This is a genomic window from Secundilactobacillus muriivasis (assembly GCF_054785195.1).
Window position 1 is genome coordinate 19,682 of record NZ_BAABMI010000038.1, and the last position, 13,461, is coordinate 33,142.

The following is a 13,461-nucleotide window of genomic DNA, read 5'->3' on the forward strand; positions in this document are numbered from 1 at the left end:
TCGCGTGACCTCTAACTACAAGAGATCACGCGATTTTTTATTTTGACTGCTAAAATTTAATCTTATAACTTAATCGTCAACAACGTCTGCACCGCCGCATACGCCATAAAGGCGACGACGATCCAGCCCGTAAACAACAACCACTTTGGGTGGCGGTAAGTGCCCATGATGTTCTTCTTCACAGCGGCGACCAACAGGATGGCCAACGCAATTGGCAAGATCATCCCGTTCATGGCGCCCACAACAACCAGCACTTTGGCTGGGCTACCAATGAAGTAGAAAATCAGGGTTGAGGCGAGGATGAAGGTAATGATCAGCGCTGACCGGTACTTGTTCACCCACGACTCTTTGTTTTGAGAGTAGTTTAAGAACGAGATCGACGTAAAGGTTGAGCCCAACGTCGAGGTCATCCCGGCTGCTAACAGCAACAGACCGAAGAACTTGTAGCCAAAGTTACCCGCAGCAATTTGGAAAATCGACGCTGCTGGGTTGGCTGGGTCTAACGTGTGACCCGCCAGCACAACGGCTAAACCGGCTAAGAATAACATGACCCGGATCACCGAAGCGACCCCGATCCCGGTTAACGCGCCTTCGTTGACGTAGCGGATGTTTTCTTGTCCGCGCACGCCACCTTCCAGCAAACGGTGCCCGCCGGAGAAAGAAATGTAGCCCCCAACGGTCCCACCAACGATCGTTACAATGGAGTAGAAGTTGATCTCAGTTGGCATAAACGTATGGTGAACGGCCGTTGCCACTGGCACAGTCGTTACGGCCAAGATGTAAATCAACACGGCAATTTTGATAACGGCTAGGAATTGCACCGTGCGATCGACCACCGTCATGGCATTTTTCACCACAAATACCGTGATCGCAATCGCGGCCGCAATCAGCGCCCCGTTCTTAGGGTCAATGCCAAACAGCACGTTGAGGCCAAGGCCGGCCCCACCGATGTTACCGATGTTAAAGAAGAAGCCGCCAATAAAAATCAGCCCGGTCAACACGTAACCTAAACCGGGAACAACTTCGTTCGCCAACACTTGTGCCCGTTTGCCGGACACGATAATAATGCGCCAGATGTTCAATTGCACGATAATATCGGCGATGATACAGAGTAAAATTGCAAAGCCAAAGTTAGCCCCCATCTGCCCGGTAAACATGGCAGTTTGGGTTAAAAATCCCGGTCCAACGGCGGCCATCGCCATCATAAAGGCCGCGCCCATGGCGACGCTAAATGGCGAGCGTTTCTTCGTTACTGAGGTCGTCTCTTTCATTCTCATGCTCCTTTATTCTAACCTGCGATGACATCGATACCATTAGCCAGCAGCGCTTGATGAATCTGCTTCACAAAGGCCACGGCCTTCACACCGTCACCGTGCACGCAAACCGTGTCTGGTTCAATCGCAATCGTCTGTCCGTCAATTGTCGTCACTTGGTGGGTCTTGATCATCGCAATCGTCCGGTCAACGGCTTCTTGCGTATCTTCGATCACAGCACCCGGCTTCTGGCGGGAAACTAAACTGCCATCCGCTTCGTAAGCGCGGTCAGCAAAGACCTCTTGTTCGTACGGCAACCCAATCGCCTGAGCTGCCCGAATCAGTTCACTGTTGGCAAGTCCCACCAACTTGATTTCAGGATCCACTTCCTTGATGCCTTCGCAAATCGCGTAAGCCAAATCGTAATCCTTTGCCGCCATGTTATACAGCGCCCCGTGCGGCTTCACGTGGTGCAAGCGGTGGGTTGGCGCAAATGCTTGAAGGGCGCCTACTTGGTATTTGATCTCCGCCTTCGCGGTTGCGGGGGCAATCTGCATCTTGCGACGACCGAAGCCTGCTAGATCCCGAAGGCCCGGGTGCGCGCCCAACGCAACGTTGTTCGCCACGGCCAAATCAACTGTTTTTTGCATCACTTCTGGGTCACCAGCGTGAAAGCCACAGGCAATGTTGGCCGACGTAATGTATGGCAACACCTGATCGTCCAGTCCCAGCGTGTAACGGCCAAAACTCTCCCCTAAATCACAATTTAAATCAACCTGAGTCACAATGAGAACCTCCCCGTTCTACGCCTGTTGTGGCAGTAATTCGCGTTCAATAAAGTCAATGTCGAAATCATTTTGCTTAAACTGTTCCGTTTGCAGTAGTTCGTTCAAAAAGTCCAAATTCGTTTGGATCCCGCTGATCACCGTTTCGTTGATGGCCACCATCAGCTTGCGGCGAGCGGTTTCCCGGTCCGGCGCGTAGCTGATGATTTTAGCGATCATCGAATCGTAGTTCGGCGGTACCTTGTAACCCTGATACAGCGCGGTATCCACCCGAATGCCGTTGCCGCCTGGTAAATGCAGTCCGGTGATCGTCCCGGCACTCTCTGCGTTGACCCGACACTCGATGGAATAACCGTTGGTAGCCGTTCGCTCTGGCAATGGTTTGCCGGCCGCAATCAACAATTGGGCCTTCACCAGGTCCCAACCAGAAACCAATTCTGAAATTGGGTGTTCCACTTGGATCCGGGTGTTCATTTCCATGAAGTAGACTTGGTTTGGGCCAGTGTAGAGAAACTCCAGCGTCCCGGCACCAAGGTAGTGCAGTTCTTCAACCGCCCGCTTCGAGACTTCTAATAAGTGTTCGCGCGTTGCGGGATCGATGTTGCTTGGGGCTTCTTCGACCACTTTTTGGTGGTGATTTTGTAACGAACAGTCCCGTTCGCCGATTGCAATTCCAGTGCCATCCGCTAATCCCAGCACCTGAACTTCGATGTGTCGGGGCCGTTCGATGAATTTTTCGAGGTACATTTCGTTATTGCCAAAGGCCTTCACGGCTTCATTTTGTGCCATGGTGAACCCTTCTTGGAGCTGGGCCTGCGTTTCAATCAAGCGCATTCCCTTACCGCCACCACCAGCAGCGGCCTTGACCATCACTGGGTAGCCGATTTCGGTAGCGATGGCTTGCGCTTCCGTCACCGAAGTCAGTTCCTTATCACTCCCAGGGGTCACGGGGACGCCAACGGCCTTCATGGCTTCACGCGCCCGGGCCTTATCCCCCAGCAACCGCATCGTTTCTGGACGAGGGCCGATAAAGGTCAAACCGGCCTTCAGGCACTGTTCCGCGAACTCGGCATTTTCAGACAAAAAGCCATAACCCGGGTGAATCGCATCCGCCCCGGTGATCTGGGCCGCACCTAGTAAATTGGTCATATTTAAATAACTCTTGGTCGGACTAGCAGCACCGATACAAACGGCCTCATCCGCCAGCTTAACGTGTAACGCATCCCGGTCGGCCGTTGAGTACACGGCAACGGTATTGAGTCCCAGCTCCTGACAAGCTCGGATAATGCGAACCGCGATCTCACCCCGGTTTGCAATTAGTACTTTTTCCATGTGTGACACTCCTTGTAATAGAGCGCGTAGGGAAGCGGTTAGGAGACAGTGTGTAACGGAAAATAAACGAAAATCCCGGTCTTGGATTTTGGTTTATTTTCCGTTACACGCAGTCTCCTGCTTTTCTACGCGCGTTTCGGCTATGTAAACTAGCCCCGCTACAACGCCTCAATCTCAAACAACGGCTGATCAAATTCCACAAGATCCTCGTTATCGACCAACACCTTCACAATGCGGCAATCCTGAGTTGCCGTCACGTTGTTCATCATCTTCATGGCTTCAACGACCGCAATCGTCTGGCCGGCCTTCACCGTGTCACCCGCTTGCACGAATGGCGCATCGTCTGGACTAGCCGCCGTGTAGAACGTGCCGACAAACGGCGCCTTAATAGTGAGCGCACTGGTTGCCGGTTCGGCAGCGGGCGTTGCTTGAGCTGGCGCAACTGCTGGTGCCGCAACGGGGGCGACGTTGGCTGCCCCTCGTGACAGTTCGATGGTTGCGTCTTGAGTCTTATACTTTAACCCGTTGATGCCGTTGGCCGTCATCAACTTCATCAATTGTTCAATTTGTGTGATTTCCAAAGTGATCCTCCTCTATTCATGCGCAAAGAGTGTAGCGACTCGGTCCGCGACCTGCCGTGTGGTAATTGGCACCGTCCGGAACTGGTGGGTCGTTTCAATGGCGGTAACGCTACCGCACTGCTGTTTGTAAAGTTGCTGCCCAGCTTCTGAGTCCAGCCACTGGAATTGGAGTTGTTGTCCCGGAACCAGTTGAACTAGTTTCGGCAAATCCACCCGGGCGACCACCGCAATCACGGGATAGCCGCCAGTTGTTTGGCGGTCAGCAAGTAGCACGATGGGCTGGCCACTGCGCGGCATTTGAATGCCACCGAGCACCGTACCTTCGGATAGCATTTCCGCCACTCGGCTGGTATCAATGGCCGTCCCGCTTAACCGGGCGCCCATTCGGTCAGATTGTTGACTGATCTCAAACGTCTGGTGGGTAAACTGTTGGCGCTGTTGACTCGGAAAGTCCCGCGCTTGTGGCCCAGGGGTGACTCGAATCTTCGTGATATCTTCTTGGCTGTACGGATAGGCGGTTGCTTGCTGATAGGCGGAGTGATCGATCACATCGCGTACCGTTTGCAATAAGTCACCCGCCTGTAACTGCCGGCCATGGTAGCCACCCAGCTGGTAACGCAAACTGGTCGACCGACTGCCCATCACAACGGGCACCTGAATGCCACCGCTGACGGCGAGGTAGCCAAACCGCCCCGTGGTATAAATACCGATGGCCAGCTTGTCACCCCGCCGCGCGAAGTAACTGCGATAGGCCTGAATCGGTTGGCCATTCAGTGTGACCGTTGCGTTGGCCCCCGTCACCGCAAAGTGACTGCTCTGCGTAAAAGTCAACGTTGGCCCCTGTAAACTACTTTCTAAGACCGCCGCATCCAGCCCGTTACCGACAAGTCGATTCGCCACGTTGGCCGCATCCTGATCCATCACACCAGAAACCGAAAAACCACTACTCTGGGTTGCGGTTCGGCCCCGGTCCTGAACGGTCGTTAGTGGCCCGCTCACGAGAATTTTAAGCGCCATGTTGCACCTTCTCTTCTGCGACCGGTTCCGTTAGCACCTGATACTCATCTAAGTGCGCCGCAATGTGGCTGTACTCGGCCTTTGAAATCACATCAAAGTGAATGTAATCGCCGGTTTGATAGTAGAACGGTTGCTGTTTATCAGGCTGGAACAGTTGAAGCGGCGTTCGGCCGATAATCTGCCAGCCACCAGGTGATTCGATTGGATACATGCCGGTTTGTTCACCAGCAATGCCCACCGAACCCGGCGCAATTTTCAGTCTCGGCGTCGCTAACCGTGGCGTTGCCAGTTCTGGCGCCAACCCACCAAGGTACGCAAATCCGGGTAAGAAGCCCAGCATGTAAATCAGGTAATCAGGTTCACTATGCCGTTCGATCACGGTTGCGGCGTCTAAATGCGCCTGCTTAGCAACCGTCTCAATATCCGGCCCAAATTCAGTGTCGTAGCACACCGGAATGTGGACCCGCTTAACAGTGGCCACGGCTGCTTGGCGTCCGTCCAGCATCGCCGTGTTGACGGTCGCTTTCAGTTGTTTTAAGTTCAACTGAGCTGGGTTGTAAAAAATGGTTAACGTCCGGAACGCGGGCAAGAACCCTCGAATTCCTGGGACGGCTAATTGGACTAACCGCTGTTGCAGTTGCGCGATCTGTTGATTGATCGCCACACTCACCTGCCGCTCGAATGTCACGTTCACCGCAGTATCACCAGCGGGTAAAATTTGATATGCCAACATGTCATGGCCTCCTTTTTGTTCATCATTGTGGTTATTTAACCGGGGACTTTCGTCGTTATCGATTGTTAGCAACGTTGACTAGTCATCGTTATTAGATGAGGTTTATCTTAAGGTCAACTTTCGGATTACTTGTATTCTAAATTAAAAATAAATTAAAATCAAATATTATTACATGATATTCATTATTATTCAGAACATTCATTTTATGATATAGCGACCATCGCTGTTATAGCAACGGTTACGGCAATGTTAGTAATTGTTACATCTTTTAAAATGAATAATTAAATTGTGAACAATGGATGCTTAATAATTGTTAGTGCTTAGTTGGTGACATTTCGGGGGAGATAACCGCTTACATGGCGCTTTTTGGGGTTGAAAGATTACAGGAGCATGTGAGGTTTGGGGTGTCGTGCTCGTTTTGGCGTGAGTTTTGGCGGAAAACTTCCTATATAAAAAGCGTGCGCCGTCCCGATGTAGGATGGTGCACGCTTTTTGATTGTTAAGCTGTTTCAGTTTACTAATTGTGCTTTGGTGAGTGCTTGGGGCGACGAGCATTGCGGTTACTTTGTTTTCGGCGCCTCATTAAGCTCACGTTTTTTGGGTGATCGATTTCATTGGGTAGTTTGTCGGCGATGGTTCTTTTAGGCCACCGCGCCGAAACGTGCTGCGAAAAACTGAGAGCTGCATATAAGGGCGACCCGGCATAATTGGCCAAAGCCCGGCCAATTATGCCGGGTCGCCCTTATACTCCGCTCTCAAAACGTTTTTCTCCGCACTCTGTCTAATGGAATCTCATCCCTCCATCAACCTGCAACGACTGCCCAGTAATATAACCAGCAGCCGGTGACACGAACCAGGCCACCACCTCTGCGACATCCGCTGGGGTTGCTTCTCTGCCGATTGCGATTTCGCTTAGGCAATCTGCTTGTTGTTCTGGGATCGTTTTGCCCTTGATGGCGGCCGTCTTTTTATCGATGGCGTCACGCATCTTGGTGCGCACGATGCCTGGGTTGTAGGCGTTGACCGTAATCTTATCCTTCGCAAATTCCTTTGCGGCGGATTGGGTTAAGCCGCGGATCGCGAACTTTGAAGCTGAGTAGGCACTTTGGAGCGCTGAGGCTTCGTAGCCGGCCAATGAAGCTGCGTTGACGATGCGACCACCGTTACCCTGCTTCTTGAACTGCTTGCCAGCTGCTTGAATGCCCCAATACGTGCCCCGTAAGTTCACGTCCAGTAAGCGTTCCACGTCCTCTGGCTTTGAATCCACGAAGTTATCAATGAAGGCAATTCCGGCGTTGTTGACGTAGACGGCCAGATCACCGAAATCTGACACGGCGGCGTCAACTAACGCAAACACTTCGTCCCGGTGGGCCACATCAACGTGGTAGGCCTTCGCCTGATAACCTTCGGCCACTAAGTCAGCAGCGACTTTGGGTGCCGTTTCATCATTAATATCAGCGACGGCGATACTGTAGCCGTCCTTTGCTAACCGGTGGGCGATGCCCTCGCCGATTCCTTGACCAGCACCAGTGATAATTGCGAGTTTTGCGTCTGCATTTGCCATTATGAATTACCTTCTTTCTAAATTAATTAACTAGATCACGTGACGTTCGAATGGTTCGTCACTGATACCTTCGTCCAAGATCTTCTTAGCCCATTCCTTAGCAGAGAACAATGAGTGGTCGCGGTAGTTGCCACAACTGTAGATGTCAGTGCCTTGAACGTCTTCCCAAGTGGTCTTGTTGGCGATTTCGTCTAATGACCCCTTAAGTGCTTTAGCGACTTCAGTAGTTGAATGTTGGCCCCAGGTAATCAAATGGAAACCGGTCCGGCAACCAAATGGTGAGCAGTCGATGACGCCGTCTAAGCGGTCACGGAGTAAGCCAGCTAATAAGTGTTCGATGGTGTGTAAGCCGGCCGTTGGGATGGCATTTTCATTGGGTTGAACCAACCGTAAATCGTAGTTGCTGATCAGGTCGCCCTTAGTCCCGTGTTCCTCAGTAATTAAACGAACGTATGGTGCCTTTACCTTTGTGTGATCCAACGTAAAACTTTCAACTTTAGCCATAATTAAAATCTCCCTTTAATTTAGTGTCGCTCGAGGTGACTGATTTTTTTAAATACCGCAAACGATGCGGCGTTCTTTAACGTATTTAACCTTACTTCAAGTATGACAATGGTTTGTTAACTTCGATCTTGGTGCCGTAGTACTTGTCTTTGATGTACTTTTGGATGTCCTTCTTGTGGTAGAGCTTAACCAGCTTCTTGTAGTTGGCGTTGTTCTTGTTCTTAGCAGACGTTGCCAAGATGTTGATGTTGTCCTTAGTACTTTGGTCAACCTTTTCGTGGAAGATTGAATCCGTCAATACGTGCAAGTGACCTTCCAAGGCAACCGTGTTTGAGATCAAGACGGCGTCAACATCGTTGATGATCCGTGGACCAGTGGTATCGTCGATTTCCTTGAACTTGATGTTCTTAGGGTTACTCTTGATATCCTTAACCGTTCCGAGCATACCGAAGTCCTTCTTCAAGGTGATCAGACCCGCTTTTTGAAGCAGTAGCAATCCACGAGCAGCTTGTGATGGGTTGTTGGCGATGGCAATCGTGGCGCCATTTGGAATCTGCTTAACGTTCTTGTATTTCTTAGAATAGATCCCCATTGGTTCCAAGTAGGTCGTCCCTAATGCGGCTAACTTGTTACTCTTGTTTTGTTGGTTGTAAGTCACGTAGTAAGACCATGACTGGAAGGCGTTGACGTCCACGTCACCATCGGCGGTGGCCTTGTTCAATTGAACGCCATCAGCGATGTTTTTAACGGTGATCTTCAAGCCTAACTTCTTAGCATCATCCGTTTTTGCAATGTGTTTCCAAATATCAATATCAGACCCTTCAGACCCGATGGTGATCTTGTTGGACTTGGCACTGCTTGCTGAATGACTGCTGCTGATACTGTGAATCCCGAAGGCAGCCACGATAATGACTACCACAATTCCAATTAACCAATAAGCACTTTTTTTCATATGACAACACTCCCACTCTCTTAAATTCTCTTATTTAATACCGTTCAACCCGCCGGACGATCCAATCGCCGATCAGTTGAACTGCAAACACCAAAATTAAAATGACGATCATTGACATAAAGGTGATGTCATTTTCAAACCGGGCATAGCCGATGTTGATAGCCACGTCCCCTAACCCACCAGAACCGATGGCACCGGCCATGGTGGTCAATCCAATCAAACTGATGATGGTCACGATGGAGACCCGCAAGATATCGGCGAGGCCTTCTCGTAAGTAGATTCGAAAGATGATCTCCAGCGGACTAGAGCCCATGGCTTCCGCCGCTTCAACCACCCCGCGGTCCACGTCCAGCAGGGCATTTTGTACCTGTCGCGCGTAGAACGGGAAAATCCCGAAAATCAATGGGACCAGTGACGCTGTCATCCCAACGGTGGTCCCCACCAGGAATTTGGTGACTGGTGAAATCACGGCCAGTAAGATAATGAACGGAATCGACCGCAACAGGTTGACCACTTTATCCAGTACCGAGTAGGTCAACTTGTCTTCCAAGATGCCACCCGGTTGGGTAATCACCAGTAGAACCCCGAAGAGTAACCCCAATACCGCTGAAACGATTGCTGAAAAGAAAGTCATGTACAACGTGGCATAGATTGCCTGAATAAATTCGCCCTTCATCGCTAACACGTTTGGAATTAACGCTGCCATTAAACCTCAACCCCCTTCGTTGCTTTGCCGTTGAGGATGCGGGCCTTAACGCCTTCACCCTTCAACTGGCGGATCGCATCGTTGAACACCTCAAGGTTCCCGGTGATCACGGCGATCATGTAGCCCACGTTTTGACCATCAATTTGGTCAATGTTGGCAAACAAGATGTTCACATCCACCTTGTACTGTTGCGAGAACTGCGACACGATCCCTTGCTGCGTCGAATTACCGATGAAGTTGAAATACATCAACTCTTGGTCATCATTGAAACCTTCAATATCGATCGTGCTCGTGATCCGCTCGATAGCGTCCTTGACGTTCGTGGAGGTTTCCACGAAGTCGTTGGTCAACGGCGCCTGTGGATCAGTGAAGACCTTGGCAACCGGTCCACGTTCAATGATTCGGCCCGCGTCCATGACGGCCACGTTGTGACAAATACTCTTGATCACCTGCATTTCGTGGGTGATCAACACGATGGTCAAGCCTAAGTCATCGTTCAATTTCTTCAATAGTTCCAGAATCGACTTCGTGGTCTTAGGATCCAAGGCGCTAGTGGCTTCATCAGAGATTAGGATCTCTAGGTTGCTGGCCAGGGCCCGCGCAATGGCGACCCGTTGCTTTTGGCCACCGGAGAGCTTGCTGGGATAGGTATCCGCGTATTCTTCCAAGCCGACCAACTTGAGCAACTCCTGTGCCCGGTCAATGCGTTCACGCTTGCTGACCTTTTGACTAAGCAGCGGATACTCAACGTTACCTAACACGGTTCGGGACTTCATCAAGTTGAAGTGTTGGAAAATCATCCCAACCTTTTTACGCGCCTTACGTAACCCGGCAGCTGGTAAGTTTTGAATCTCCTCACCGTTTACCGTAACAGTCCCTGCAGTCGGTCGCTGTAACAGGTTGATCACCCGAACCAGCGTACTCTTACCGGCACCGGAGTACCCGATGATGCCGTAGATGTCACCGCGTTTGATTTGAACATCAACGTGGTCAACCGCGTGAAGTTCCTGACCGCTATTTTTGAAGGTGACTGAAATGTCCTTTAATTCAATTGCGTTTTGGGTTGCTTCTGGCATCTCACTCACGTCCTTTCGCTGCGACCCCGAAGACGATCGGGGCGATGTCGCTTAAGTATTGGTTATCGATTTCATCAAAGGTATTAAACTTGGGACTGTCTAAATCAAGCACGCCCCAGAACTGATCATCATGGAAGATTGGCACAACAATTTCAGAATTTGAAGCACTGTCACAAGCGATGTGGCCTTTGAACTCGTGCACGTTTGGCACCACTTCCGACTTCAAGTTTTGCGCCACCGTGCCGCACACGCCGGATCCAACCGCAATGTGCATACAGGCTGGCTTACCTTGGAACGGGCCAAGGATCAACTCGCCGTCTTTAAAGCGGTAAAACGAGGTCCCGTTCAAGTCTGGCAGGCTGTTGAAGATCAACGATGCCAAGTTACTCATGTTGGCGACCAAGTCAAATTCATTTTCTAGAAGGCTGGCTGCCTGTAATTTTAATAGTTCATAACGTTCCGTTTTCTCACTCATCGTTGTTGCCTCCCCGTTTAACTTGGTAAAAACAAAAAAAGCATTTTCATCCTCAAATCAATTGATTTAAGGACGAAAATGCTTCCGTGGACCACCTTAGTTTAAATCGCCCTCACAGGCAATTCCTCATTGAGTACGCGACAAACTAACGGTGATAGTACTTACTGTTACGTGCATACCCTGACCCTGTAACGGGCGTACCCGCCACCACTTTGCCCAACAGGTTCAGCAGTGGAACGCGCTAACGGACCATATTCGGTTAACGATCAACACACCTTTTCACCAAACGGTGCTCTCTTAAGATCATCGGTAACTTACTCATCCTTGCGTTTCGTTTCGTATAAATGACTGGTGCTTATTATGGCGCGATGATGAGTAAGTGTCAAGATTAAATTAAAGTTTTTTAATCACGAGGGTTAAATTTTTGAATCACGATCCGTGCTCACGCTTACGGCCGCTTTAATTTTGCGCAATCTAAATTAATGACAAAAAAATTTAAAAAATTGTTTTGCTTGACTATATGTCGATAACGACTTATAGTAATCAGTGTCGTTATCGACATATTAATTTAAAAAGAAGGCACTTTAACATGACGAAAACATTTAAAACGTTAGACGATTTCCTTGGCACCCACTTCATTTACACTTACGACAACGGTTGGGAATACGAATGGTACGCGAAGAACGACCACACCGTTGACTACCGAATCCACGGCGGCATGGTTGCTGGCCGTTGGGTAACCGACCAAGAAGCCCACATTGCCATGTTGACTGAAGGCATCTACAAGGTTGCTTGGACGGAACCAACTGGGACCGACGTTGCGCTTGATTTCGTACCAAACGAACTTAAGTTAAACGGCACGATTTTCTTCCCAAAGTGGGTTCAAGATCACCCAGAAATCACCGTCACTTACCAAAACGAACACATCGATTTGATGGAAGAATCTCGTGAAAAGTACGACACTTATCCTAAGCTGGTTGTTCCAGAATTTGCCCACATCACTTACATGGGTGACGCCGGTCAAAACAACGAAGACGTAATCTCTGAAGCCCCATACGACGGCATCGTTGACGACATCCGTGAAGCCCGTTACTTCGACGCTGACTACAAGCGGATCAACAAGTAACTAGTCACCACTTCCAAAACCTGCCATAATGGGATTAAATCCTAATTTTGGAGCGATGAGCCTTGCCAAAAAAACGTACCCTCCCCTACATCCTGCTGGGGTTGATCAACAGTAACCATCAGTTATCTGGCTACCAAATCATGCAGGAATTCAAAAACGAAATCAGCGACTTCTGGACGGCGTCTCACAGCCAAATCTACCCGGAACTCCAACGCATGACCGATGATGGTTGGTTGACGCCTGTGACGTTGTCATCCAACTCCGATTCCAAGCGAAACCCAATTTACTATCAACTCACCACCACCGGTCAAGCGGTACTCCATGATTGGCTGGCAGAGCCGCTAACGGCAGCCTCCGCTGAGCTGTTTCCGCTGAAACTGTTTTTCTTGGATCAGCCGGATAGTCCGTTACTGAAGCCGTTGTTGCAACAACAACTACAATTGAGTACCGACCGCCTCGAGTACCTTAAGGGGCGCCAACAGATCGTTTTCCCAACTGATGCTGAGGTTCAGACACACTATGGCCACTACCTCACGTTGACCCGTGGGATTCAGCGGGAACGCAATTATGTGAGTTGGTTGACGGAACTGTTGAACAATTTAACTGAACATTAGTGATTACTAAAAAAGCTCTGGAGAACATACTTCAGGGCTTTTTTGCTGTTGTTTGTGTCCAACGTGAACATTCTTCCACTTAGTTTGTGAAGTGCGGTGATTTGCTTGAACTGTCGATTCCGGTAAGCGGCTAGGTTCCAGCTGTGGGGCCGGTCTGAGCCGAAGAGCGGTCTCAGTCCTCGAATTCAAGTCTCGCCAAAACCCGCGCGAGTCTTGAATTCGTCCCCGATAATTGGCGGTTGTTGAAAGATCATCAACAACCACCAATTATCGCGACACAGCATCCACCTAGCCGCTTACCGAAATCTTACATTGGCGCAGTTCGATACTATCGCAAATCATCTCAAGCACTTGACTGATTAGCTGCAGTATTGCAACGACTGAGGTTGAGTCGCTCAACGTCAAAATTGGTCATCAGTTAACACTTCATCAGCACGACGAACAAACCATCAATCTGTTCTGAACGATGACTCAACGCGCTTGAACGTATTGTTAACTCAATGCGGTAACGTTACCGTTCAGCACTTACTGAGATGTTTGCGGTTGTCATCATACGACAGTTTGGCCCTTCATGATAAATTTTCGGGAGTGCGGTCCCGATGCCGAAAGTCCGCAAACAAGAGGTCGGTCAGAAAATTGGGCTCAGCCGTGAAATTTCACTTAGCTGGTGAACTTCCAGCTTAGTGAAAGGCCGAATTCTGAGACGTGTTTTTCCGGCTCAGAATCGTGCCCACGGCGTTCCA

At 49.9% G+C, this 13,461-nt stretch carries 14 protein-coding genes; 2 read left to right on the plus strand and 12 right to left on the minus strand.

Annotation, left to right across the window (positions count from 1 at the left end; translation table 11 throughout):
• Nucleotides 1-62: 62 nt before the first annotated feature.
• The 12 genes from ACYVR3_RS10160 to ACYVR3_RS10215 form a co-directional block, all read right to left on the minus strand.
• Nucleotides 63-1,271 (minus strand): NRAMP family divalent metal transporter, encoded by a 1,209-nt coding sequence (locus ACYVR3_RS10160; protein ID WP_461244157.1) that lies wholly within the window; start codon nt 1,269-1,271, stop codon nt 63-65.
• Between the two features lie 17 nt (nt 1,272-1,288).
• A complete protein-coding gene (locus ACYVR3_RS10165) occupies nt 1,289-2,038 on the minus strand; it encodes a LamB/YcsF family protein (protein WP_461244158.1) in 750 nt (249 codons plus the stop codon).
• A gap of 18 nt (nt 2,039-2,056) precedes the next feature.
• Nucleotides 2,057-3,370: an acetyl-CoA carboxylase biotin carboxylase subunit gene (locus ACYVR3_RS10170; RefSeq protein WP_054732450.1), complete on the minus strand. Its 1,314-nt coding sequence runs from the start codon at nt 3,368-3,370 to the stop codon at nt 2,057-2,059.
• Nucleotides 3,371-3,528: 158 nt separating this feature from the next.
• Entirely contained in the window at nt 3,529-3,951 is a 423-nt protein-coding gene (gene accB / locus ACYVR3_RS10175) for an acetyl-CoA carboxylase biotin carboxyl carrier protein (protein WP_461244159.1), read from the minus strand.
• A gap of 12 nt (nt 3,952-3,963) precedes the next feature.
• A complete protein-coding gene (locus ACYVR3_RS10180; protein WP_461244160.1) occupies nt 3,964-4,968 on the minus strand; it encodes a 5-oxoprolinase subunit C family protein in 1,005 nt (334 codons plus the stop codon).
• The gene (pxpB, locus tag ACYVR3_RS10185) at nt 4,958-5,701 is read right to left on the minus strand and encodes a 5-oxoprolinase subunit PxpB (RefSeq protein ID WP_461244161.1); all 744 of its coding nucleotides are present in this window, start codon (nt 5,699-5,701) and stop codon (nt 4,958-4,960) included. Before pxpB ends, ACYVR3_RS10180 begins: the two co-directional genes overlap by 11 nt.
• Nucleotides 5,702-6,482: 781 nt before the next feature.
• Complete coding sequence (locus ACYVR3_RS10190) at nt 6,483-7,265, minus strand: acetoin reductase (protein WP_054732437.1); 783 nt, start codon at nt 7,263-7,265, stop codon at nt 6,483-6,485.
• Between the two features lie 30 nt (nt 7,266-7,295).
• The gene (locus tag ACYVR3_RS10195; protein ID WP_461244162.1) at nt 7,296-7,769 is read right to left on the minus strand and encodes an S-ribosylhomocysteine lyase; all 474 of its coding nucleotides are present in this window, start codon (nt 7,767-7,769) and stop codon (nt 7,296-7,298) included.
• A 91-nt stretch (nt 7,770-7,860) separates the two neighbouring features.
• The gene (locus ACYVR3_RS10200; protein ID WP_461244163.1) at nt 7,861-8,721 is read right to left on the minus strand and encodes a MetQ/NlpA family ABC transporter substrate-binding protein; all 861 of its coding nucleotides are present in this window, start codon (nt 8,719-8,721) and stop codon (nt 7,861-7,863) included.
• Nucleotides 8,722-8,755: 34 nt separating this feature from the next.
• Entirely contained in the window at nt 8,756-9,427 is a 672-nt protein-coding gene (locus ACYVR3_RS10205; protein ID WP_054732428.1) for a methionine ABC transporter permease, read from the minus strand.
• Entirely contained in the window at nt 9,427-10,503 is a 1,077-nt protein-coding gene (locus ACYVR3_RS10210; protein WP_461244164.1) for a methionine ABC transporter ATP-binding protein, read from the minus strand. The genes ACYVR3_RS10205 and ACYVR3_RS10210 overlap by 1 nt, the downstream gene beginning before the upstream one ends.
• Nucleotide 10,504: 1 nt before the next feature.
• Nucleotides 10,505-10,978 carry a GAF domain-containing protein gene (locus ACYVR3_RS10215; RefSeq protein ID WP_461244165.1) on the minus strand — a complete coding sequence of 158 codons (474 nt, stop codon included), beginning with the start codon at nt 10,976-10,978 and terminating at the stop codon, nt 10,505-10,507.
• 589 nt (nt 10,979-11,567) lie between these two features.
• On the opposite strand from ACYVR3_RS10215, the gene ACYVR3_RS10220 reads away from it, so the two are divergent.
• Together ACYVR3_RS10220 and ACYVR3_RS10225 are read left to right on the plus strand one after the other, a co-directional pair.
• Entirely contained in the window at nt 11,568-12,104 is a 537-nt protein-coding gene (locus ACYVR3_RS10220) for a phenolic acid decarboxylase (protein WP_461244166.1), read from the plus strand.
• A gap of 62 nt (nt 12,105-12,166) precedes the next feature.
• Nucleotides 12,167-12,718 carry a PadR family transcriptional regulator gene (locus ACYVR3_RS10225; RefSeq protein ID WP_461244167.1) on the plus strand — a complete coding sequence of 184 codons (552 nt, stop codon included), beginning with the start codon at nt 12,167-12,169 and terminating at the stop codon, nt 12,716-12,718.
• Nucleotides 12,719-13,461 lie beyond the last annotated feature (743 nt).